This window comes from Collinsella phocaeensis, assembly GCF_900119895.1.
Taxonomy (GTDB): domain Bacteria; phylum Actinomycetota; class Coriobacteriia; order Coriobacteriales; family Coriobacteriaceae; genus Collinsella; species Collinsella phocaeensis.
The window spans coordinates 587095-609400 of sequence record NZ_FQLR01000004.1 but is presented as its reverse complement, the minus strand read 5'-3'; the positions used below and the strand labels follow the sequence as shown (position 1 = coordinate 609400).

The 22306-nt window shown below is 60.7% G+C and carries 17 protein-coding genes and 2 pseudogenes; 10 read left to right on the top strand and 9 right to left on the bottom strand.

Annotation, left to right across the window (positions count from 1 at the left end; all coding sequences use genetic code 11):
- The first annotated feature begins 1 nt into the window (after nt 1).
- The 5 genes and pseudogenes from BQ7355_RS04690 (at nt 2) to BQ7355_RS04670 (ending at nt 6973) form a co-directional block, all read left to right on the top strand.
- Nucleotides 2-2629, top strand: coding sequence for a DEAD/DEAH box helicase (locus BQ7355_RS04690; RefSeq protein ID WP_072415150.1), 2628 nt, complete (start codon nt 2-4; stop codon nt 2627-2629).
- Between the two features lie 8 nt (nt 2630-2637).
- Nucleotides 2638-4164 (top strand): AbiH family protein, encoded by a 1527-nt coding sequence (locus BQ7355_RS04685; RefSeq protein WP_072415149.1) that lies wholly within the window; start codon nt 2638-2640, stop codon nt 4162-4164.
- A 146-nt stretch (nt 4165-4310) separates the two neighbouring features.
- Nucleotides 4311-4955, top strand: a pseudogene (locus BQ7355_RS04680) (hypothetical protein); the annotation flags it as partial.
- Nucleotides 4956-5199: 244 nt separating this feature from the next.
- Nucleotides 5200-5784 carry a restriction endonuclease gene (locus BQ7355_RS04675; RefSeq protein WP_205407566.1) on the top strand — a complete coding sequence of 195 codons (585 nt, stop codon included), beginning with the start codon at nt 5200-5202 and terminating at the stop codon, nt 5782-5784.
- Between the two features lie 142 nt (nt 5785-5926).
- Nucleotides 5927-6973, top strand: a complete 1047-nt coding sequence (locus BQ7355_RS04670) for a Fic family protein (protein WP_205407565.1) — start codon at nt 5927-5929, stop codon at nt 6971-6973.
- 259 nt (nt 6974-7232) lie between these two features.
- Here the strand turns inward: BQ7355_RS04670 and BQ7355_RS04665 are convergent, their stop codons facing one another.
- From BQ7355_RS04665 to BQ7355_RS04650, 4 genes are all read right to left on the bottom strand, one after another.
- Nucleotides 7233-7934 (bottom strand): metallophosphoesterase family protein, encoded by a 702-nt coding sequence (locus tag BQ7355_RS04665; protein ID WP_072415147.1) that lies wholly within the window; start codon nt 7932-7934, stop codon nt 7233-7235.
- Nucleotides 7931-8497, bottom strand: a complete 567-nt coding sequence (locus BQ7355_RS04660) for an RNA 2'-phosphotransferase (protein ID WP_072415146.1) — start codon at nt 8495-8497, stop codon at nt 7931-7933. Before BQ7355_RS04660 ends, BQ7355_RS04665 begins: the two co-directional genes overlap by 4 nt.
- Nucleotides 8498-8629: 132 nt before the next feature.
- Nucleotides 8630-8908, bottom strand: coding sequence for a type II toxin-antitoxin system YafQ family toxin (locus BQ7355_RS04655; protein ID WP_072415145.1), 279 nt, complete (start codon nt 8906-8908; stop codon nt 8630-8632).
- A 3-nt stretch (nt 8909-8911) separates the two neighbouring features.
- Nucleotides 8912-9196, bottom strand: a complete 285-nt coding sequence (locus BQ7355_RS04650; protein WP_072415144.1) for a type II toxin-antitoxin system RelB/DinJ family antitoxin — start codon at nt 9194-9196, stop codon at nt 8912-8914.
- Nucleotides 9197-9478: 282 nt separating this feature from the next.
- Here BQ7355_RS04650 and BQ7355_RS04645 point away from each other — a divergent pair, with 282 nt between their 5' ends.
- Nucleotides 9479-11476 carry a DNA gyrase/topoisomerase IV subunit B gene (locus tag BQ7355_RS04645; protein WP_072415143.1) on the top strand — a complete coding sequence of 666 codons (1998 nt, stop codon included), beginning with the start codon at nt 9479-9481 and terminating at the stop codon, nt 11474-11476.
- 77 nt (nt 11477-11553) lie between these two features.
- On the top strand, nt 11554-13794 hold the full coding sequence (locus tag BQ7355_RS04640; RefSeq protein WP_072415142.1) for a DNA gyrase subunit A: 2241 nt from the start codon (nt 11554-11556) through the stop codon (nt 13792-13794).
- A 79-nt stretch (nt 13795-13873) separates the two neighbouring features.
- Here BQ7355_RS04640 and BQ7355_RS04635 read toward each other — a convergent pair.
- Nucleotides 13874-14320, bottom strand: a pseudogene (locus BQ7355_RS04635) (DUF4143 domain-containing protein); the annotation flags it as partial.
- A 357-nt stretch (nt 14321-14677) separates the two neighbouring features.
- On the opposite strand from BQ7355_RS04635, the gene BQ7355_RS04630 reads away from it, so the two are divergent.
- Nucleotides 14678-16063, top strand: coding sequence for an ATP-binding protein (locus tag BQ7355_RS04630; protein WP_072415140.1), 1386 nt, complete (start codon nt 14678-14680; stop codon nt 16061-16063).
- 380 nt (nt 16064-16443) lie between these two features.
- Here the strand turns inward: BQ7355_RS04630 and BQ7355_RS04625 are convergent, their stop codons facing one another.
- From BQ7355_RS04625 to BQ7355_RS04615, 3 genes are all read right to left on the bottom strand, one after another.
- The gene (locus BQ7355_RS04625) at nt 16444-17391 is read right to left on the bottom strand and encodes a hypothetical protein (RefSeq protein WP_072415139.1); all 948 of its coding nucleotides are present in this window, start codon (nt 17389-17391) and stop codon (nt 16444-16446) included.
- Nucleotides 17392-18255: 864 nt separating this feature from the next.
- On the bottom strand, nt 18256-18462 hold the full coding sequence (locus tag BQ7355_RS04620) for a hypothetical protein (RefSeq protein WP_240307319.1): 207 nt from the start codon (nt 18460-18462) through the stop codon (nt 18256-18258).
- A gap of 51 nt (nt 18463-18513) precedes the next feature.
- Nucleotides 18514-18972: a VOC family protein gene (locus BQ7355_RS04615; RefSeq protein WP_072415137.1), complete on the bottom strand. Its 459-nt coding sequence runs from the start codon at nt 18970-18972 to the stop codon at nt 18514-18516.
- 153 nt (nt 18973-19125) lie between these two features.
- Here BQ7355_RS04615 and BQ7355_RS04610 point away from each other — a divergent pair, with 153 nt between their 5' ends.
- A complete protein-coding gene (locus tag BQ7355_RS04610; RefSeq protein ID WP_072415136.1) occupies nt 19126-19473 on the top strand; it encodes an ATP-binding protein in 348 nt (115 codons plus the stop codon).
- 107 nt (nt 19474-19580) lie between these two features.
- The gene (locus tag BQ7355_RS04605) at nt 19581-21170 is read left to right on the top strand and encodes an IS3 family transposase (protein WP_072415135.1); all 1590 of its coding nucleotides are present in this window, start codon (nt 19581-19583) and stop codon (nt 21168-21170) included.
- A 258-nt stretch (nt 21171-21428) separates the two neighbouring features.
- Here BQ7355_RS04605 and BQ7355_RS04600 read toward each other — a convergent pair whose 3' ends face one another.
- Nucleotides 21429-21878, bottom strand: coding sequence for a hypothetical protein (locus BQ7355_RS04600; protein ID WP_055287002.1), 450 nt, complete (start codon nt 21876-21878; stop codon nt 21429-21431).
- Nucleotides 21879-22306: the final 428 nt, after the last annotated feature.

Genomic DNA, 22306 nt, shown 5'->3' with positions numbered 1-22306 from the left:
CATGGAGCTCAAGGCTTACCAGCGCGACGTATTGAAGGAAATCGGCCGCTACGCGCGCACCTACGCGATGCTCGGCGACGCGGCGACCGCCTACGGCGTGTTCCTCGGCGCCGCCGGCCTCACACCCGGCAAGGACGGCATGCCGGCCTACCACGACGACCTCTCGGGCGTGCCGCGCGTGTGCGCCAAGGTCCCCACCGGCGGCGGCAAGACGCTCATCGGCGCCTCGGCGATCGACATCATCGCGGACGCCCTGCCCGCCCACGACGAGGTCGTGGTGTGGCTCGTGCCGCGCAGGGAGATCCTCAACCAGACGATCAGGAACCTGCGGGACCCCGACCACTTCCTGCGCCAGACGCTCGACCGCGACTTCGCTGGGCGCGTCGAGGTGCTCTCGAAGGAGGACGGCCTCGCAGGGCGCGGCTTCAACGCTAACACGGTCGGCGACGGCCTCACGGTGTTCGTGCTGTCCTACGACTCGTTCAAGAACAAGGAGGGCAGGCGCGCCTACGCGGAGAACTCCGCGCTCGCAGGCCTCACCGAGCTCCAGCGCGCGGGAGGCACCGCCTTCGACGTCGACGGCGCCGACGACACCGCGCTCATCACGGCGCTCGCGGGCTCCAACCCGATCGTGGTGGTGGACGAGAGCCACCACGCGGGCAGCGGTCTGTCGGTGGAGATGCTACGCAACCTCAACCCTCGCTTCGTCCTCGAGCTCACCGCGACGCCCGACGCGCGCCGCACCAACGTGATCGCCCAGGCGACCGCGCGACAGCTCAAGCGCGAGGAGATGGTGAAGCTTCCCGTAGTGGTGTACCGCCGCCCCGACAAGCGCACCGTGATCCAGGACGCCGTCATGCTCCAGCGCAGGCTGGAGGCGATCGCCGAGTCCGACGAGCGCAGGACCGGCCGCTACATCCGCCCGATCGCCCTCTTCCAGGCTGAACGGCGCGACTCCGCCGGCGCGGAGACCTACGAGCTGCTGCGCGACCGCCTCGTCGAGGCGGGCATACCGCCCGAGCAGGTGGCCGTGCGCACCGGCGACGTCGACGAGATCGGCGGCGCCGACCTCATGTCCCGCGACTGCCCCATACGCTTCATCATCACGGTGGAGGCGCTTGCGGAGGGGTGGGACTGCCCCTTCGCCTACGTGCTCGCGACGGTGGCGAACAAGAGCTCCAAGGTGAGCGTGGAACAGATCGTGGGCCGCGTGCTGCGCCAGCCCCGCGCCTGTCGCGCGAGCTCACGCAGCCTGAACATCGCCTACGTCCTCACGTCCTCCGCCGACTTCGACGGCACCGTGCAGCAGGTCGTCGACGGCCTCAACGGCTCGGGCTTCTCTCGGCGCGACGTTGTCGAGGAGCGGGGCTCCGCCGGCACCGGCCCCTCCCCCGAGGAGCCGGCGTTCGAGCCCGGCGGGGACGCCCAGCCCGACGAGGATGGCGGCGAGGCCATCGGGGCGCTGGACCTGTCCGGTGCTGACGCACCCGTTGGAAGCGAAGACGAGGTCCCGGCGGGCGGGGTGGACGAGATCATGGCGCGCGGCGGCGAGCTCGAGGAGAGCTACGAGGGCCTCGACTGCAATATCGGCACAGTCGGCGGCGTCTACTGCAGCCTCGGCGGCGACGCCGGGGTCCACGGGATGCGCGAGTCCGTCGCGGGCGCCGCCCGCGCGCTGAGGATCCCGAGGTTCCTCGCGCGCGTGGACGGCGGGTTGTTCACACTCGACGAGGAGTACGTCCCGCTCGAACGCGAGAACCTGCTCGGCGACTTCAAGCTCTCCAAGCTCGGCATCGACCGGGTGCACATCGACGTCACCGCGTTCTCCGACGCCCGTGCCGTGGACCTCGTGGAGGACTCCGACGCCTACAAGATCCGCCGCCTCGACGAGGACGTGCGCAACAACATGCGCATGCTGTTCTCGACGCTCTCGGACGAGGGGAAGCGCGACAGCCTTGTGGCGCTCGTGCTCTCCGCCACGACCTCCCAGTTCCGCCGCACCTTCGGCGAGGAGCAGATGCGGGCGTACATCCGCCGCATCGTCGACGACATGGACCAGGCCACCGTGGAGGTGTGCTTCGACAGCGTGGCATCCGTCGCCACGTGCGTCCAGGACGCCGTGAGGGAGCTCGCGTCGGAGCACTGCGAGTCGCGGTTCGAGATGATGCTCACGAACGGGTCGATCGTCTGCGAGCCCTCCTACGAGCTGCCCGACTCGTTCAGGCTGGCGAGGCCAAACACGAGCTACGCCCAGACGCTTTACGAGGCCGAGGAGGGCGGCCTGGACGGCATTGAGCTCAAGATGGCCGACCTGCTCTCCAACAGCGGCCGCATCAGGTGGTGGCACCGCGTGGCTGAGCGCCGCGAGGGAGAGTTCTGCATCAACGGGTTCATAAACCACTACCCGGACTTCCTCGCGCAGACGACCGACGGCGTGGTGCTGGCCATCGAGACCAAGGGCGGCCACCTCATCGGCGAGGACTCCGAGGCTAAGCTCAGGCTCGGCACCCGCTGGGCGGACATGGCCGGGCGCGAGTACCGCTACGTGATGGTGTTCGAGAACCAGAAGCTCGACATGGCGAACTCGCTCACGCTGGCGGAATTCAGCAGCGGGGTACTTGGGTGCTAGGAGGCAGTTTGAATCAGGCAGACGAAGAGCTAAGGCAGTCATCAGACGCAATGGAGGCGACTATCTCCCGAATTCCCCAAATAGGCAGTTCAGCAATCGGTCAGGCGGCAAAACTGGCAGACATAGACATCTCAGCAGCGACCCCCTTCCGAGATGCTCTTGCGGGCATAAACTTCAAGCCCTTGTCCAACTCACTCTCGTCTTCGCTAGCAAGCGAGGTGGCAAAGTCTTTTGACGCCTCCGCGCTGAGGCTGCCAGATTACAATCTGGCTGAAGCACTTCAGAATGTGACTCCAAATTACACGATACCCGATCATACTCTCAGGAGCCTCGATAACCCTTCCTACTTCAAGTCCAGCTGGCAGCAGCTCGTCATCCTGGGAAACGGCTTCGACCTTCAGTGCGGGCTTCACTCGAGATTCGGCGACTTCTTCAAGCCCCGATTCGAGATGATTGCCAACATCGGAAGCTATAGCAGGGCAGCCTGGAAAAATACCTTGGATAATTCTGATCTGACTCTTTGGGACTTTATTCTTGAGGCGAATATAGACGATGCATGGTGCGACGTCGAAGGTGAAATAGAGAGTTGGGTTCTCTCGTTCTCTGACCAAAACCCTAAAACGTCGTTGTTTTGGGGCGCGCTTGAAACAACAAAACGGACGGATTTGTTTACGGACGGGATGCCTTACGTTGTGTGGTGCAAAGGCGGAAATCGCCTTGCAGGCGAGGAAGACGACAAAACTCATCTTTTTTGCAACATCGCTCGCTACATCCTGACGATCAGCCCCGAACCAACCGGCGAGGGGCACGCTCCAGAAATGTTCGTCGATCTGCTTAAACGAGACTTAGGGAAACTCGAGCAGGCTTTCGGTACTTATCTATCCAAGGAGGTTGACGGCAACGACGGGTATGTAGAGAAATGCAAGAACCTCTGTCGGACGATTGACGAGGACGGCAAGCAAAGTGACGAGGGCTTCTGCGTGTCGACTTCAGTTCTGAGCTTCAACTACACAAGCGTTGCCGACGACCATTTCGACATGGGCAAGAACGGCGTATTCGTCAACATCCACGGAAAGCTTGGGGAAAACATCATATTCGGCATAGATGGCAAGGACTGTATGGACAACCCCGTCGCAGTCCCGTTCACCAAGACATACCGCCTCATGCTGCGCGGCGGATCAAGGACCGGCGGCCTGATAAACACCGCAAACAGTTCAAACCTTCAAGATGCAACCGATGTGATTAAGTTCTATGGTCACTCACTCGGCAAGGCAGACTATTCCTACTTCCAATCAATATTCGACGGCGTGGATCTTTACGAAAGCGAGACAGTGTTAGTCTTCTATTTCCCGTTGGACAGCTCCGATAACCCGGAGATAATCAATAACGAGCGCCGCTCGATGCTCACAAACTCTATCAACAATCTGCTGGTTGCCTATGGAGCAACCATGGACAACTCGGATCATGGCAAGAACCTTATGCACAAGCTGCTGCTTGAGGGAAGACTGATTATTCGCGGACTGTCGGTAAATTGAATGGACCCGATGAAACGATCTTGGGGGAAGTACTAATGATTGACATGAAGCACGTTGAACTTATCGATCGAGTCGTAAGAAAGGTCACAGCCACCTTCGACAACGGTGATTGGCAGCTCCTTGCCATGTAGCTAGGTGATTGCGGCACGATTATCACTGGCCACGACAGGCTCCTGAGGAGCCTTTATTTTGGAGACGAAGACTATCCGTCATGCGTCGCTTCCGTCATTGGGCAGCTCTACAACAAAGACCCTGCCGCACTGGCACTGGTTGAGAAGATGCTTGCCGACAAGAGCGCAGAAATCGAATCCCACCCCGCAACCACGAACACCGCGAACAAAGAGCCCCTAAACGCAGCATCTGCCACTTCAAATATCGACATCTCAATGGCTGCGGTGATGATCCCCTTCACCCCACAATTCGTTGACGTCAGAAACACCATGGCTCAGGCTTGCCGAGAAAATCACCTAACGCTGAAGGCCGCAGATGACGTCTGGGAGGAATCTATCCTCATCAACGACATTATGAATCTGATTCGAGCAGCGTGCATTGTAATCGTCGATTTCTCGGACAAGAACCCCAACGTAATGTACGAGACCGGCGTAGCACATGCCCTGGGAAAGGAAGTCATCCCGGTTTCCCAGTCCATTGATGATGTCCCATTTGACGTCAGGCATCACCGCGTGCTCGCATATGAAAACAACGAAGCTGGCCGCGAATCTCTCAGGAAACGCTTGTCGAGCCGGATAAGAACCATCCTTGAGCGGAACGATTGGTATATCCCGTTCTAGCTTCTCGGGCGCAAGGGTCCGGTCCTGAAGCAGACGATCCGCTGCTTTATCCCCAAACGCCATAAACCCGATCCCAGCCACACGCTCGATGTCCCAAATCAGAATACAAGCGACATACAGTCGTAACCGAGACGACCCTGGCGTTCGACTTGGAGGTGACATTCTGGAACTAATCACCCTCTCGCAGTCTTCCAAGAGCTCGCTCGGCGGCATTCAGACCGTTTTCGCCATCTCTATCGAGGTCATGGCCGACCTGGAATCGGCAGCCGCCCACAAGCGCCCGGCGGCGAGCGCCGGGCTCGCTTGCAACCCGAACGAGCCGGGCCAAGATTCCAGGGACGACTCCTCCAGTGACGACGAGGCACTCACCGCCACATACGACAACGGCATCGAGCTCATCAAGGACCGTGTGAGTCAACTCAGCTGGGAAGACATGAAGCGCCTGGTGGCGGGCATGCTCAAGGCGATGGGCTATTGCGCACGCGTGACACCCAGGGGCCCCGATGGTGGACGCGACGTGATCGCCTCCCCCGACGCGCTGGGGCTCGAGTCTCCGCGCATCGTGGCGGAGGTCAAGCACCGCGAGGGAGCCATGGGCGCGCCTGCAGTGCGCTCGTTCATCGGCGGGCTTCGCGCAGGCGATCGCGGGCTCTGCGGGTCCGCCGGAGGCTTCACCAAGGAGGGCCGCTACGAGGCCGACCGCGCCAATGTCCCCGTGCGCCTGCTCGACCTCGACTCCTTTGTCCGCCACTACGTGGAGGTCTACGACAAGGCCGACGACGAGGCCCGAAGCATTCTCCCGCTCACCCGCATCTGGTGGCCGGCGTAGAGAGTCTTCCCATGGGATGAGCCTTGGGTGCGCGGTCCCTCTAAGCAGCATCGCCAACGCTCAAGTATCCTCGCCAACACTCGAATATCTTCGCCATTCATACTATACTTGTCGAAGATACTACGTAGATGGCGAGGATACTTTGACCCAATTCGACTACAACCGAGTGCTCAGCAGCCTCATGACCCCAGAAGTCGTCTCCGCTCTTGGGAACATCCGCGAACACAAGGGCAAAACATCCCTGCTCGCCAGCGCCCACCCCAACCACTTCGCCGCTTTGGTGGAAGTGGCCAAGATCCAGAGCACGAGCGCATCGAACAGGATCGAGAACATCTCGACCTCCGACAAGCGCCTGCACGAACTCATGCTCGAAAAGGCCGAACCAAGAAACCGTGACGAGTGCGAGATCGCCGGCTATCGCTTTGTTCTGAACCTCATCCACGAGAGCCATGATGACATCCCGATCACACCCGGCGTGATCCTGCAACTCCATCGCGACCTGTACCGCTATTCGAGCGATTCCCACGCGGACACGTGGAAGGATTCAGACAACGTGATCGCGGAGCACACCGCGCAAGGCGAGCTCGTCGCGCGCTTTGCTCCCACGCCAACCGCCATGACGCCCGACGCCGTCGAAACCATCTGCGAGGAATACCGCAATCAGATGGATGCCGGGACGTACGATCCCCTGCTGGTGTCCCTTGTGTTCGCATTCGACTTTGTGAGTATCCACCCATTCAACGACGGCAACGGACGCATGAGCAGGTTGCTCACGCTGCTGCTCATGCATCGAGCCGGCTACGACGTGGGAAAGTACGTCTCGATCGAGAAGGAGATCGAGCGCACAAAAGAGACCTACTACGAAGCCCTTGCCGCGAGCTCCCAAGGCTGGCGGGAGGGAAAGGGCGACTACGCCCCCTTCGTCACCTACATGCTCGGCATCATTGACGCCTGCTACCGGGAACTCGCCAACAGGTTCTCGCTTGCAGGCGTCCCCGCGAGCAACGAAGACGCTGTCCGCGCGTTCTTCGACCGACTGATCGGATCGGTCACGAAACGGGAGATCCTGGACGCCAACCCGGGGATGAGCCAGCGCACGCTCGAGCGCATCCTCTCGAAGCTGCAGCAGGAAGGCGTGATCGAGAAGATCGGCGCGGCAAGGGCGACGGCCTATAGACGGCGCATGTAGCGACCGCATACCGGCGGTATTGAGGTCTTCAAGACAAGGCGACGTCAACCCGGCAGAGCCCTGTCCCTAGCAACTTTGCGGGAACCGACGAGGAGGTACAGCCAAGCGGCATCCATCTCATGAGCGGCAACCGCATCGGCGTGCGGGCGCTCGACCTAGACCAAACGTTCGAGGCGATTCGTGCACGGCTCGATGCGATCCTCGAAGAGTATTTCCCACCTCAATTTGGGGACAGTCCCTGAATTGAGGTGGGCGCGCTTCAGCCGTCCACGCCCGCGCCGATCGGGACGATGCGCTCGAACAGCAGCGTATGCCGCTCGTCGATGTCCCTGTCCCCGTGGAAGTGCCCGTAATACCAGTGCTTGAAGTCCAGGCGCGCGTCCACCTCGTCCAAAAACCTCGTCAGCTGCTCATCCGGAAGGCCCGGTATGGGCAGCGCGGGATGGAGGGTGCGCGCCATCAGGCGCTTGGGACACGTATGCGTGATCACGTAGTCGACCTTCCAGCCCACGGTATCCAAGTTGGCGCGGGCTTGGTCGAGGTCCTGCTCGATCGGGACCTCGTGCGGCCACCAGTCGACATACGGCGTGCGGTACGCCCGGTCGATGCTCGCGGCGCCGCCCAGCGTGAAGATGTGCGCGCCATCGATCTCGTAGACCTCGGAGCGCATGAGGCGCATGATGGGCGAGCCGTCGGACAGCCGCTGGACCATGCCGCCGCCCCAGGGCTCTGCTGGGCGCGCGGTCCAATGGTCGAAGCGCTCGTGGTTCCCGTCCACGAAGAGCACCCTATACGGCCTGGACTCCAACCAGGCGATCTCGGCGCTCTCCTCCTCCGAAAAGTCCCACGGATAGCCGAAGTCGCCCGCCACGATGAGGTAGTCGCCGGCGCGCCCCTCATTCCAATCCTTGAGCCGCGATAGGCCGACGAATCCATGCAGGTCGCCCGTAACGTAGATCATCTCGCATCATCCTCCGCCCAAGTCGCCACCTCGAGGAACCGCGGCTCCACCGGGCCCGCGAGCCACACGCCGTTGCGCGACAGATAGAACTCCCTGCCCTCGGCCGCCATCGCCGCAGCGTCCACCTTAAGCACGACAGGCTCGCCGTGCCGCGAGCCAACCTTGAGCGCGGTCTGCCGGTCCGGCGACAGGTGGACGTACAGCCGCCTCATGGGCCCGAGCCCTTCCCGCATGATCTTGTCGAGATACTTCATGGCCGTGCCGTGATACAGGACAGCGGGCGGCTCTCGCCGTTCAAGCTCCACATCCACCGGGACGGAGTGCCCCTGCCGCGCCCGAACGCGCGTGCGGCGGGCATCGAATTCGTAGCGACCCTTCGGATCGGTCGCCACGATATGCTCCAAGATATCGCGGGAAAACTCCACCTTGCCCTTCATACCGCGCACGAGGGGGCCGACCTGCGCCCAACCGTGTGCATCGAGCTCTATGCCAAACTCCCCCGGCTTATGCCGCAGTGCGCACGCGAGCATCTTGCTCGCTCTCACATGTCGCGCATCGGTCATGGATACCACTTCCTATCGGCTCTCGATCCTCGTCAACGCGCCATACGTCGATGGGAGGGGACCATATCGCAGCAGGGTCCTCGTGGCCGCCGTCGACGAATGGCCCTCTCGTCCTCGGCGAAATACGTAGGCCTACAGCCCCAACAGATCGCTATGGCTCCCCGAGCGCGTAGCAACGAGGACCAAGCCTCCCTCATCGATGCGATAGATAAGGAGCCAGTCCGGCTCAATATGACACTCTCGATGACCTCGATACGTCCCGCCTAGAGAATGATCGCGCATCGACTCCGATAAGGCTTCTCCGCGCACGAGCATCTCGAGAGCGATCTCAAGCTTTGCAAGATCTTTGCCCTGCCTCTTGAGGCGCTTATAGTCCTTCTTGAACTTCGACGTAAACCTCAACTCCAGCATGGCCTACTCCTCGTCGAGCGCAGCCATCGCCTCCTTGACCGTCCGATAGGGACCAGAGAGGTTGCGGCCCGTTGCAGCGTCATCCATTGCGGCAAGGGTCTCGGAGTTGAACCCATAGGGATTCGAAGGGTCGAACGGGAAGCCGCCCCGACGATTAAAGGCAGATACGAACATGCGGATTGCATTGCTCGGCGACGTGCCAATTTCGTCGCAGATGGCAGTAAAGCGGCTCTTCTCGTCTTTGCGAAGCTTGGCAGAGATTGATTCAGATGCAACAGAGACGGCCATGACTTCCCCTTTGCTCTTTTGTCGTACTTTGTATGACATTGTATACCTGTATAAAACAAAATACAGCAGGCTTCGCACCTAAAGGAATAGCGCCGGGACCATGCGCGCAACATGCACATGAAAGAGGTTCATGGCAAAGACAACTCAAACGGGTGCACATATGAGACGAACATTTGTTCGATGTATTTCGCTTGGACAGCACCGCACGCGGCCCGGGCTATGCTACGGTATTCATTCACATGGCTTCCTAGACGCCCAAGAGGACACACCGAGAGAGCGAGCATGGCAAAGAACACCGCAAACTATGGCAACGACAGCATCCGTCAGCTCAAGGACGAGGAGCGCGTACGCCTGCGCCCCGCCGTCATCTTCGGCTCGGACGGGCTCGACGGCTGCGCGCACGCCGCCTTCGAGATCCTGTCCAACGCCGTCGACGAGGCGCGCCAGGGCTACGGCAACCTGATCACCCTCACCGCCTTCCGCGACGGCTCCATCCAGGTCGAGGACAACGGCCGCGGCTGCCCGCTCGATTGGAACCCCTCCGAGAAGCGCTTCAACTGGGAACTCGTCTTCTGCGAGCTCTACGCCGGCGGCAAGTACAACAACAACGAGGGCGGCGACTACGACTTCTCGCTGGGCACCAACGGCCTGGGCTCGTGCGCGACCCAGTACGCGTCCGAGTACATGGACGTCACGGTCTGGCGCGACGGCAACAAATACTCCCTCCACTTCAAGAAGGGCAAGGTCGTGGGCGCCAAGAAGAAGGCGCTCGAGATCGAGCCCACCGATGAGCACCGCACCGGCACCACCATCAAGTGGCGCCCGGACCTCGAGGTCTTCACCTCGATCAGCATCCCGCACGAGTGGTACCGCGAGACCATGCGCCGCCAGGCCGTGGTCAACGCCAACGTGACCTTCCGCCTGCGCATCGAGGGCGACGACGGCGAGTTCACCGAAGAGGACTTCTGCTACCCCAAGGGCATCGAGGACTACGTGCTCGAGAAGGTGGGCGCCGACTACCTCACCGAGCCCTTCTTCATCGAGGCGGACCGCCGCGGCCGCGACCGCGAGGACCTGCCCGACTACAACGTCAAGATCACGGCCTGCCTGTGCTTCTCGCGCACCTTCCAGATGCAGGAGTACTACCACAACTCCTCGTGGCTAGAGAACGGCGGCTCGCCCGAGAAGGCCGCCCGCAGCGCGCTGACCAGCGCGATCGACGCCTACATCAAGCAACAGGGCAAGTACAACAAAAACGAGAGCTCCATCAAGTGGCAGGACGTCCAGGACTGCCTGGTACTGGTGACCAACTGCTTCTCCACCCAGACGTCCTACGAGAACCAGACCAAGAAGGCCATCAACAACCGCTTCATCCAGCAGGCCATGACGGCGTTCTTCAAGGAGCGCCTCTCGACCTACCTGATCGAGAACAAGGACGCCGCCAACAAGATCATGGAGCAGGTGCTCATCAACAAGCGCTCGCGCGAGAACGCCGAGAAGACGCGCCAGAGCATCAAGACCAACCTGCAGCAGAAGACCGACATGGCCAACCGCGTGCAGAAGTTCATCGACTGCCGCTCCAAGGACAAGACTCGCCGCGAGGTCTACATCGTAGAGGGCGACTCGGCGGCGGGCGCCATCCGCACCTCGCGCGATGCCGAGTTCCAGGGCGTCATGCCCGTCCGCGGCAAGATCCTCAACTGCCTGAAGGAGGACTACCCGCGCATCTTCAAGTCCGACGTCATCATGGACCTCATGCGCGTGCTGGGCTGCGGCGTGGAGATCAAGGACAAGCGCATCAAGAACCTGGGCGCCTTCGACCTGGACAACCTCAACTGGAGCAAGGTCATCATCTGTACGGACGCCGATGTCGACGGCTACCACATCCGTACGCTCATCTTGACGATGCTCTACCGCCTGGTGCCCACGCTCATCGACGAGGGCTACGTCTACATCGCCGAGTCGCCGCTCTACGAGATCAACTGCAAGGAGAAGACCTACTTCGCCTACACCGAGCTCGAAAAGAACGACATCCTAGCCGAGATCGGCGACCAGAAGTGCTCCATCAACCGCTCCAAGGGTCTTGGTGAGAACGACCCCGACATGATGTGGCTCACCACCATGAACCCCGAGACGCGCCGCCTGATCAAGGTGGAGCCCGAGGACGTGGCCAAGATGGAGACCATGTTCAACCTGCTGCTGGGCAACGACGAGGCCGGCCGCAAGCGCCATATCGCCGAACACGGCAAGGAGTATCTCGACCAGCTTGACCTGCAGTAAGGTCCACCAACCACCATCGGGCGGACACGCCCGCATCACGGCACGACGGCCCCAAGAGAAGCACCAAGAGGAACAACGTGGCTAAGAAGAAAACCAGCACCCCAAACAAGAAGAAGCAGGTCAACGCCGATAACGTCATCGGCCTGCATTCGGAGGTCACGGCGCAGCCCATCACGGAGACGCTCGAAACCAACTACATGCCGTATGCCATGAGCACCAACGTCTCGCGCGCGTTCCCCGAGATCGACGGCTTCAAGCCCTCGCACCGCAAGCTGCTCTACACCATGTACAAGATGGGCCTGCTCAAGGGCGAGCGCCAGAAGAGCGCCAACATCGTGGGCCAGACCATGAAGCTCAACCCGCACGGCGACGCCGCCATCTACGAGACGATGGTCCGCCTCGCCACGGGCAACGAGGCGCTGCTCGCGCCCTTCGTCGAGTCCAAGGGCAACTTCGGCAAGTACTACTCGGGCGACCTGACCTACGCCGCCTCGCGTTACACCGAGGCCAAGCTCTCCCCCATCTGCGCCGAGATCTTCAAGGACATCGACAAGGATCCGGTCGACTTCGTCGACAGCTACGACGGCGCCATGAAGGAGCCGCGCCTGCTGCCCACTACCTTCCCCAACATCCTGGTGTCGGCCAACAAGGGCATCGGCGTCGCTATGGCCTCCGACATCTGCGGCTTCAACCTCAACGAGGTCTGCACCGCCACCATGCACTATCTCGAGGACCCCGACTGCGACCTGCTCGAATACATGCCCATGCCCGATTTCTCCACCGGCGGCGAGATCATCTACCGCCGCGAGGAGATGGAGCGCATCATCGAGACGGGCCTGGGCAGCTTCCAGATCCGCTCGCGCTGGCGGTGGGTCCCCGAAGAGCGCATCATCGAGGTCTACGAGATCCCCTACACCACCAAGACCGACGTGATCATCGACCGCATCGTCAAGCTCTCCAAGGAGGGCAAGGTGCGCGAGATCGCCGACATCCGCGACGAGACCGACCTCTCCGGCCTGCGCATCGCCATCGACCTCAAGCGCGGCGTGGACCCCGAGAAGCTCATGGCAAAGCTCTATCGCACCACCACGCTGCAGGACTCGTTCTCGTGCAACTTCAACGTGCTGGTCGACGGGTACCCCCGCGTGATGGGCGTGCGCCAGATCCTTCACGAGTGGGTCGCATGGCGCGTCCAGTCGACGCGCCGCCGCGTGAACTTCGATTTGGGCAAAAAGTCCGAGCGCCTGCACCTGCTGCACGGCCTCGAGGCGATCCTGCTCGATATCGACAAGGCCATCGCCATCATCCGCGGCACCAAGCTCGAGGCCGAGGTGGTTCCCAACCTGATGCGCGGGTTCGACATCGATGAGACCCAGGCCGAGTTCGTCGCCGAGCTCAAGCTGCGCAACATCAACGAGGAGTACATCCTCAACCGCACCAAGGACATCGCCAAACTCGAGGGCGAGATCTCCGAGCTCGAGGAGATCCTCTCGAGCGAGGAGAACATCAAGAAGGTCATCCGCGACGAGCTGGCGGCGGTCAACAAGAAGTACGTCATGCCGCGCCGCACGGGCCGCATCGAGCCGTCCGACGTGATCGAGGTGAGCCTGGAGCCCGAGGTCGAGGAGTACCCGGTCACCATCATGCTCTCCCGCGAGGGCTACCTCAAGAAGATGACGGACCGTGTGCTGCGCAAGGGAGCCGCGCTCAAATACAAGGACGGCGACGAGCCGTTCATCGAGTTCCCGTCCGCCAACACGCACGAGCTTTTGGTGTTCACCAACAAGAGCCAGGTGTACAAGTGCAAGGTCGCCGCGTTCGAGGACACCAAATCCGCGCAGCTGGGCTCCTACCTGCCCACCGATCTGGAGATGGAGCCCGACGAGAGCGTGATCTGGGTCCTCGACCCGGAGGACTACAAGGCCGACGCGCTGTTCATCTTCGAGAATGGCCGCGCCGTGCGCGTCGCGCTGGCGGGATACGTCACCAAGACCAACCGCAAGCGCCTCAAGAACGCGATCTACGGCGGCTCCAAGCTGCTCTACGCGCAGGTACTCAAGGAGGAGCGCGACATCGCGCTGGTCTCCAACGACTACCGCCTGATGAACTTCAACACGTCGCTGCTCAAGACCAAGACGACCACCAGCACGCAGGGCGTCCAGGCGTTCACCGCCAAGAAGGGCCGCATCGTCACATCCGTGAGCACAACCGAGGAGGTGCTGGGCGCGGGCGTCTCGACGGAGAAGTTCACCGCGCAGAGCCTGCCCTGCGCCGGCGCGCTCATGAAGGAAGACGACATGCCGAGTTTGTTTGACTAGGAGCGGCACCTCCAGCCGCAGCTCCCGCGCATCCCTCCGCGGGAGCTGCGGCCATACCGTTTTAGCCGCTTTCCTCCCTCTAAAGGAAAAAGTCCCTCGCACTCACAATGCGAATGCCGTCAATGTCAGTATCATAGGAACCCTGCCTCACGACCACGATCTTCTCATGATTGTCCCGTATCGCCTTCAGAGGAGCAATCTCGCGTTCCCTGATCTCACTGGCGAACATCTCGTCTGTCGCCTGCACGTAGAGCGCGCGCCCATCTTTCGTTGCGACGAAGTCGACCTCCTTGCCGTAGAGCTTGCCCACATGCACACTCCATCCTTCGTAGAGTAGCTGGAAATATACGGCATTCTCGAACAGGCGACCAATATCCGTGACTCTGTATCCTGCCATCCAAGTCCTGAAACCGGTGTCGACGATGTACTCTTTGGGGTTCGTCTTGAGAAGCGCCTTGCCATGCAGGTCGTAGCGTGCGGCGCGGTAGAACAGGAATGCCTCCTCGAATGCCGTCACATATGAGGAGACGGTCTTTGAGACAGGTGCGCTCGATTAGGCGCCGAGCTTCTCGGCAGAGGCGATTGGGGAATCACGACCGACAAACCTCCCAACAGACGCATCGAGCCCACTCGAGGCGAACTTGCGCAGCTACGCAATCTGCTGCTACGCGAAACCCAACTCACTTACACGAGGCCCCATAACCCCTGATAGGACGACGAGGGCGAGCGAGCGAACCGCATCATCGCGCAGGAGCGGCGACACAGCAGGGCATGGGGCAGCGAAAACGAGAGGGCGGAGCCCCCAGACTGGCCGATTATTGAAATAGCCGCCCTATATCATTAAACTTTTACTCGGTTGAAACCGAGTCGGAAAGGACCGAGTATGGATTTCTTTGGTCGCGAGCGTGAGCTCGCCCGCATTGAGCGTGAAATCAAATCGGACGGCCAGAGCGCCATACTCGTGTACGGGCGCCGACGCGTGGGCAAAAGCGAGCTCATCAAGCAGTCGCTGTCGACAACCAACTGCCGCAGCATTTATTACGAATGCAAGGAGACCTCCGAGCAGAACAACCTCGAGAGCCTCTCCGCCCTCGTATCCGAGGTCTTCGACCTCCCACCCTTGGGCTTCGGCAATCTCGAGGCGCTTCTCAACCACCTCTTTACTCTGTCCGTCCAGGAACCCCTTACGCTTGTCCTCGATGAATACCCGTACCTGCGCAAAACGGTCAAAGGGCTCGACAGCATCCTGCGGTCGTTGTTGGATCGCCATCGCGATTCATCCCACCTCACGCTCATTCTCTGCGGATCGTTCGTCGAGGTCATGAAATCGCTACTTGAGCGCGAGAATCCCCTGTACGGGCGCATCGATCTCACCATCGACCTCAAGCCGATGAACTATTACGACGCGGCGCGTTTCTACCCCGATTTTTCCGCCGAAGACAAAGTGCGTCTATACAGCGTGTTCGGTGGCATTCCGTACTACACGCGCCTCATCGATCCGGACCTCTCCGTACGGGAGAACATCATCGAGCTCATATCGGAGCCGGGCGCACGTCTGGAAAACGAGGTCTCGATGTATCTCAACTCGGAGATCTCGAAGATCGTGAACGCCAACGAGGTCTTCGGGGCGCTTGCCGACGGATACTCTAAGTATCGGGATATCCTCTCCCAGTCGCACGTATCCAGCGGGCCCACCATGGTCGATGTCCTCGACCGGCTCATCCGCATGGAACTCGTGCAAAAACAAGCCCCCATCAACGATCCGCTCAACAAGAAGAAATCGAGCTACCAGATCATCGACGGGCTGTCGCTGTTCTACTACCGCTATGTCTTTCGATACGCCTCGCAGCGCACCTTCCTCGACCCACAGGTCTTTTACGACCGGTACATCTCGCAGGATTTTGAGACGAACTACGTTCCCCATGCCTTCGCGGAGGTGTGCAGGCAGTTCCTCATCCGAAAGAATCGATCGGGAGAACTGCCCGAACTGTTCGACGATATTGGCCGCTATTGGTACGACGACCCCGCCAACAAGACGAATGGCGAATTCGACGTGGTGACGCACGACCCGCATGGCTACGTGTTCTATGAGGCGAAGTTCCGAGGTACGCCCGTCACGCAGGAGATGATCGACGAGGAGATCGAGCAGGTCCGTTCAACGGGGCTCGACTGCTACGCCTACGGGTTCTTTTCGCGTTCCGGCTTTGACGGAGATGTCGATCCGAGCAAGCAGCTGAGGCTATTCAGCATCGAGGAGCTGTATCGCTAAAGGCGATTGCCGATGGACGGTCCTTGATGCAAAGGGGCGGCCTTCACGGGGTTCTCCCTTTCCATGTCAGACAGGATTGACGGCAAGACCTGCCATCTCTCCTGCGGGCAAGACCTAGTCTTCGAACGCATCATGAGCAGCGACGGTTCCCCTTGCGAGCTGCTCTCTCAGATTCTTTGGCACGACGGCTTCGCCTACGCCATCTGCCTCAAGCTGAGGATGCACTCTTGCTCGTCCACTCGTACTGCCCCATCCGCACGAAAACCTGGTGGCCAGGCATCTCAGATGGAGGGCTTGCCAAAGGTGCGCTGCATTATGGCCCCACCCGCACTCCCGACAAGCGCAAGGCACCCACCGAACTCCGCATGGTCGCAGGGGCGTCATGACTCCGCCGGTGCGCGACCGCCCAGCGCGTCATGCGGCATGACGTTCCATGCGGCCATCCAGACGCCCAGGATCTCGTCGAGGTCTTCCACCGTACTCACGCGCGTCTCTTCCAAATCCCCGAGGGAGCGCTTCATCAGCTCGGTGGGCATGATCTTCCCATCCTCATGGGCAATGTCGAACACGACGCTCTCCCATGTCGCCTTGAGGGCGAAACGGTCCGCGAGCTCGCGGTACCGATCCGCCAGCTGGACGCGGAAATCGGCAAGCTGCTCTGGATCTTCGAAGTCCACGTCGGGGAACTGCGCCTCGAGCGATCCACTCACCACGCCCCCACGGGGCCCGTACGTCTGGCGCACCAGCTCCAAGAACGAGGGGCGCTCGCCGCCTTCTTCCCTAAGAACCTCTTTCATATGGTCCGCCATAACAACCGGATAGAAGGCGACCACGTTACCCGGAAAGAACCATGCGCCGCCCGACTTTGTAAGGCGTGCCACGATGACCCCGCATGGCCCCTGCTCGCCCTCGCGGAAAAGCCCTTCAGAAAGCGAGTAGTCACGCACCCAAAACATCTCGCCCGTGTAAACATCCAGCAACTCGAGACGATGCGCGGCAATATCGACATGCTCGACGGGAAACATACTGCTGAATTGATTATTCACAGCCTCGCGAAGCTGGCTCAAGTAGCCGTTTCCGCGCCGATCGGGATTCTCCTCGCAGTACAGCTCGATGCCCGAGAGCCCGCCCTCCAAGGGCTTGTCGAAAATGGCCCACTCCAACGCCAGCTCATGGAGACGCTCGGCATGCTCATATGACAGCTCATCAAAATCAGGCTCGACGTGAGCGATGAACTCCTGATACGCCGTCTCCGCGAAGCCGGGGTAACGGCGCTTGAGAAAGCTGATCACGCGGCTAAACTCGACACCCGGTGCTTGCGAGGACATATGAGCTCCTAACTGGGTGCATTTCGATGGCACCCAACGCCAAGCCGCAGGCATGCGGGCAAATGGAGGCAGAAGGGCAAGACGCCCGCGGAAGGTGAAATACATACCGTGCGGGCGTTATCAGATTCAATTTTTGCAAGCGCCGAGCCCGGTGTCAACGACCTGCGCAGGACGGTTTGCTCGTGACGTGGATATGTCCCGGTATGAGGGCATATCTTCCCAATCCGCTAGCTTATGCCCCCATAATCGTCAGTTAAGACACTTATTTTTTCGATTTTGCAAAAGTTGGCTTCTTAACCCTCACTCCCACTCGATGGCATCGGTTCTGACGTCCCGTCATTTCAGTTGCATCCAGTTTTCGGTGCCGTCTCGAATCGAGTGCCGTCAGGTAACGCCGTGTCGTGTTTCGTCGGCTTCGGGGTCGAAAATCGGGACAACTTCAAAAACTTTTTTCAAACTCAAGGCTTTGAGTTTTTGTTTTTGTCTCAAAGGGTGCGGCGGGCCGCCTTTGGAGACTCGATAGCGCCGAGAACACCCGTTTTGAAACTCAAGCACCCTTTTGCCTGCTAGCCGCCAGCTGCAACCGTAAGTGAATCAGCGCGGGTGGCTTTCAAGCAGTTTGCAAAACTGCAGGTCGCGGGCCTTCATTGCCAGTAGGAGAAATGAGTAGTCTCAGGTTGCTTGCCCATGAGTTGACGAGCAGGTTGGAGCTTCGTTGTTGGCGCGATCGCTTCGTGCGCATCCGATAGGCCTGTTTAACAAAAGGCCTATCGGATGCGACTGGCCGCCCATACGGCGACGGCGTTTCCCATGCGGGCGTGAACGGACCCGCGTGCCCTATCGCGCGATATCCCCGCATGACGCTCAGAACACCTGCTCGCCGAGCAGCCACCTCGCGAGGTCCAGCACGAGAACGCCCTCCCGGGTATAGGGCTCATGCCTCGTGCGAGCGATGAGAATTCGGAGGCTGTTGGCGCACGAGACAACCCAGCAGCCCATGCCGAAATCGAATAGAACGACGGGATGTCCCCACGCCCCGACATCGTGCTTCACCCTGAGATCGATGAGCATGAGAAAACCTCCCATTTCCCAGGCACCAAGAAATGGGAGGCAGTTCGCCTATTAATCGTCCAGTGGCTGCATGATCTCTAGGATGATCCCATCAGGATCGCGGAAATAGAAAGCACGGCTGCGGCCAAAGCCATCGTGGCGAAAATCGAACTCCTGTGGCGAAGAGAGGCACTCCACGCCCTGCTCCATCAGCTTTTGATACACCGCGTCGACGTCGTCGGCGTAAAAGCAAAGCTCCGAGATGGAAGTGGTGAAGAGGTCGGCTGCTTTGTGGGCAACCTCGTCGCCGACGAACTGGATCAGCTCCACGGGCGGCATATTCAGCTGGTCCGACCCGTTCAGGTACGCGACACGAGCCCTGCAATTTCCCCGTTGGAACATCGCCTCGGTCTCTCCGCCTTCCATCAACAGCTCGCCCTCGTAGCGAAGCCCCAAGATGTCGCGGTAAAAAGCTACCGAACGATCCAAGTCGCTGACAGTCAACCCGACGTGATAAACCTGCCCAATCATTTCTTCCTCCTGCCTGGGTTTTTGCCCGATTCTATCAAGGAGCAGAATGAACGGTCAAACCTCGTCGGCGTTACTTTGATGGAGGCTGCACCCTACCAGCTGGTTGCGACCATGCCGGAATCGATGCCCGCAGCATAGCGCACTTGGGCTGACATGCTGGATTGGCTCGTTGGCCGCAAGCACGAATCGAGCGGAGAGCCGGACAGAGGACCGCTGTTCACTTGCCGTATGATGATCGTGGACGAGGTCGGGTACCCGGGCGTCGACAAAGAGGGGGCGGACCTGCTGTTCCAGCTGGTGTCGAGGCGCTACGGGAGGAGGTCGACCATAGCGACCGCGAACGTCGGGATAGGCGCGTGGGCGAAGGTGTTCGGGGACCCGGTGGTGGCGAGTGCCATCGCCGACCGCCTGTGCCACCACTGCACGGTGCTGAAGATCACCGGGAGGTCCTACCGCAAGAAGGGCCTCGCGCCGGACCGGGACGCCGGAAACGGCGCCTGACGTCGGCGGAAACGGCGGGGATGCGTTGGCGCGATCGGCGCGATTGCGTTGGTGGAATGGGACTGCGGCGGGAATCTTGGACCAAAACGGGACAGGAAGGAAGCCGCATGTTCAGCACCGAACAACGAAGGATTGCAATCGAGACCTTCATCAGATTCGACCACAGCTACGCCGACACGATAGCCGAGCTGGACTACCCCAACAGGCACACGCTGAACAACTGGCGGAGGGAATACAGGGAGACCGGAGAAGTCCCCGTGGGCAAGATGATCCGAGAGCCCAGGTTCTCTGATGACCAGAAGCGAGAGGCGGTCGAGCATTACCTCGGCCACGGCAAGAGCCTGAGCAGGACGATGCGCGCGCTCGGCTACCCGAAGGGCAGCGACACGCTGCGCGGCTGGATCGACGAGCTCGCCCCCGGGCAGAGGAAATACAGGGGGCCGAGCCCGAAAGCGGGTCCTGTCCCGCTCGCGGAGAAGATGCAGGCGGTGGCCGAGCCCGGGTCCCGCAGCGGAACCGCTGCGGAGGTCGCGGAGAAGCACGGCGTGTCGAGGACGGCGCCCTACGTCTGGCGAAGGGAGATGATGGGCGATGATGTCGGGGACACCGAAGAGAAAGGCGTTCCCGTGAGCAGGGAATACGATGACCTGCCCGACGACATCGAGGTGCTGCAGGACATGCTGCGAGAGGCGAAGATGCAGCTCAGGAAGGTGCAGCTCGAGCTCGACGTGCGCCAGGCGACCCTCGAGATAGTAAAAAAAGACCAGGGCGCCGAACCGGGGCTGCTGACCAACGCGGAGAAGGCGGCGATGGTGGAGGCGCTGAGGGCTGAATACAAGCTCTGCGAGGTCCTGCCCGTGGTGGGCATGGCCAAGAGCAGCTACGAGTACGCGAGGAGCGCCCAGGCCAAGGGCGAGACCGAGGGGCACGCGGCCGCCCGCAAGGCCGTGATCGAGGCGTTCGAGGCCAGCGGCGGCACCTACGGCTACAGGCGCGCGTGCGCCCAGGTCAACGCCGATGCGGGGGACGGCGCGGCGATCGGCGAGTGGACGGTCCGCGGCATCATGGAGGAGGAGAACCTGGTCGCGAGGGCCGCCAGGAAGAAGCGCCGGTACAGCCCCTACGAGGGCGAGATCTCGGAGGCGCCGACCAACCTCTTGCGCGATGACCGGGGCAAGCATCACTTCCGCTCGAACAAGCCGAACGAGCTCTGGATAACCGACGTGACCGAGTTCCGCATCCCCGCCGGCAAGGCGTACCTCTCGCCCATCGTGGACTGCTTCGACGGCATGCCGCTGAGCTGGCCGGTATCGACCTCGCCCGACGCCGAGATGGCGAACTCGTCGCTGCTCGGCGCGTGCAAGTGGCTCAATGAGGGCGATCACCCCAAGATCCACTCGGACCGCGGCTGCCATTGCCGCTGGCCGGGATGGATAAGGATATGCGATGAGAACGGCCTGGTCAGGTCGATGTCGAGGAAGGGATGCAGCCCCGACGACGCGAGGTGCGAGGGCTTCTTCGGGAGGCTGAAGATAGAGTTCTTCCACGGCTGCGACTGGACCGGGGTTACACTCGAGGAGTTCATGGGGATGCTCGACGCCTACCTCAGATGGTACAGGGATGTCAGGATAAAGGGCGACCTGGATTACAGGAGCCCCATGCAGTACCGCAGGGACTTGGGTCTGCTAGCAGCGTAGGATGGATTTGGTCCAGGATCACCACCGCAGTCCCAAACCCGCGGGCATTGATCGCTATTTGCGCAAGGCAAACCATATACAGCAGCGGCGCCAGTTCCACTTGAAGCCGACGCCGCGTAGACGCTGATGGTGACGGCTATGCACGGGCACGGGCGCGCCACCGCACTTCACAGCTTGTTTCTCAAGTATTTGGGACGCACACGCGGCGTTCAAAAATGCGGAGCGACTCCGCATGGCTCGAGACTGAGCCGAGGTGCCCTACTTCTCGCCCTCCAGCAGCCCCACGATGCGGTCGATGTCGACGGCAAAGCGAGGCCTTCCCTCGCGTTCGTAGCGGTCGAGGTATGCCTGGCACTCGGAGACAATGCGCTTGGTGTTGCCGTCAATGATGCGCTGGAGCGTCTCGTAGTAGGCCGAGCCCTCGGTCCTGAAGCGGCGCTGGTAGGCCTTGGTTATGGGGAACATCTTGATGTAGTGGATGCCGTGGCGGCAGCCGGGGCGCGTCGTGGGGCGGGGTGGCAGTGCAAAGTATTGGTCTTTGGGCACGTTGGGGGCAATGTTGGAACGCAGCGGCACGGCGAAGTCCCTGCGCTTTCCGCGGAAACGCAGCCTCACCACCACGATGCAGGGGCGATTGTGCTTAAGCATGAGCTCGCGGTCGCCATCGACGAGGTCGAAGAAGTCCTGGGAGATGGATACGATCTTCATCGGTTACGCCCCCTTCATACGAAGCGGGGCCCGCATCGCTGCAGGCCCCTACAGGTGGGCGATATTCTACGCCTTGCGGCACCCCGTCGCCCACGGAGGTTAAACGTACACGTAAGCCGTACTCTGAAAGCCGCGGCTTCCGGCAAGTAGTTTATACCACGAAAGGTCGCTTTCAATGCGCATAGCTCGCAAAATAACACTCGCTGGGCCGTCACCCCTGGCCGTTACCCTCCAATCTACATTGGAGTCAGCAGGTCAATTCATATAGTCATGGGGGGAGTTTATCCTAAAGGGAATCAAATTTATACCCCCATAACTAAAGAATTTCCTATTCCCACTCTTTCACGCTCGTTTGCCGTGGCGACAATCCAGTCAGGTCTAGTTTGGTTGTCGGTTTTATCCACCTTGCCGCCGAATCCCTCCGCGTG

Excerpts from the sequence above, each read along its gene's own strand:
- BQ7355_RS04690 (WP_072415150.1), top strand. The coding sequence starts at position 2 with ATGGAGCTCAAGGCTTACCAGCGCGACGTATTGAAGGAAATCGGCCGC.
- BQ7355_RS04675 (WP_205407566.1), top strand. The coding sequence starts at position 5,200 with ATGGCCGACCTGGAATCGGCAGCCGCCCACAAGCGCCCGGCGGCGAGC.
- BQ7355_RS04665 (WP_072415147.1), bottom strand. The coding sequence starts at position 7,934 with ATGATCTACGTTACGGGCGACCTGCATGGATTCGTCGGCCTATCGCGG.
- BQ7355_RS04660 (WP_072415146.1), bottom strand. The coding sequence starts at position 8,497 with ATGACCGATGCGCGACATGTGAGAGCGAGCAAGATGCTCGCGTGCGCA.
- BQ7355_RS04655 (WP_072415145.1), bottom strand. The coding sequence starts at position 8,908 with ATGCTGGAGTTGAGGTTTACGTCGAAGTTCAAGAAGGACTATAAGCGC.
- BQ7355_RS04650 (WP_072415144.1), bottom strand. The coding sequence starts at position 9,196 with ATGGCCGTCTCTGTTGCATCTGAATCAATCTCTGCCAAGCTTCGCAAA.
- BQ7355_RS04645 (WP_072415143.1), top strand. The coding sequence starts at position 9,479 with ATGGCAAAGAACACCGCAAACTATGGCAACGACAGCATCCGTCAGCTC.
- BQ7355_RS04630 (WP_072415140.1), top strand. The coding sequence starts at position 14,678 with ATGGATTTCTTTGGTCGCGAGCGTGAGCTCGCCCGCATTGAGCGTGAA.
- BQ7355_RS04625 (WP_072415139.1), bottom strand. The coding sequence starts at position 17,391 with ATGTCCTCGCAAGCACCGGGTGTCGAGTTTAGCCGCGTGATCAGCTTT.
- BQ7355_RS04620 (WP_240307319.1), bottom strand. The coding sequence starts at position 18,462 with ATGCTCATCGATCTCAGGGTGAAGCACGATGTCGGGGCGTGGGGACAT.
- BQ7355_RS04615 (WP_072415137.1), bottom strand. The coding sequence starts at position 18,972 with ATGATTGGGCAGGTTTATCACGTCGGGTTGACTGTCAGCGACTTGGAT.
- BQ7355_RS04610 (WP_072415136.1), top strand. The coding sequence starts at position 19,126 with ATGCTGGATTGGCTCGTTGGCCGCAAGCACGAATCGAGCGGAGAGCCG.
- BQ7355_RS04605 (WP_072415135.1), top strand. The coding sequence starts at position 19,581 with ATGTTCAGCACCGAACAACGAAGGATTGCAATCGAGACCTTCATCAGA.
- BQ7355_RS04600 (WP_055287002.1), bottom strand. The coding sequence starts at position 21,878 with ATGAAGATCGTATCCATCTCCCAGGACTTCTTCGACCTCGTCGATGGC.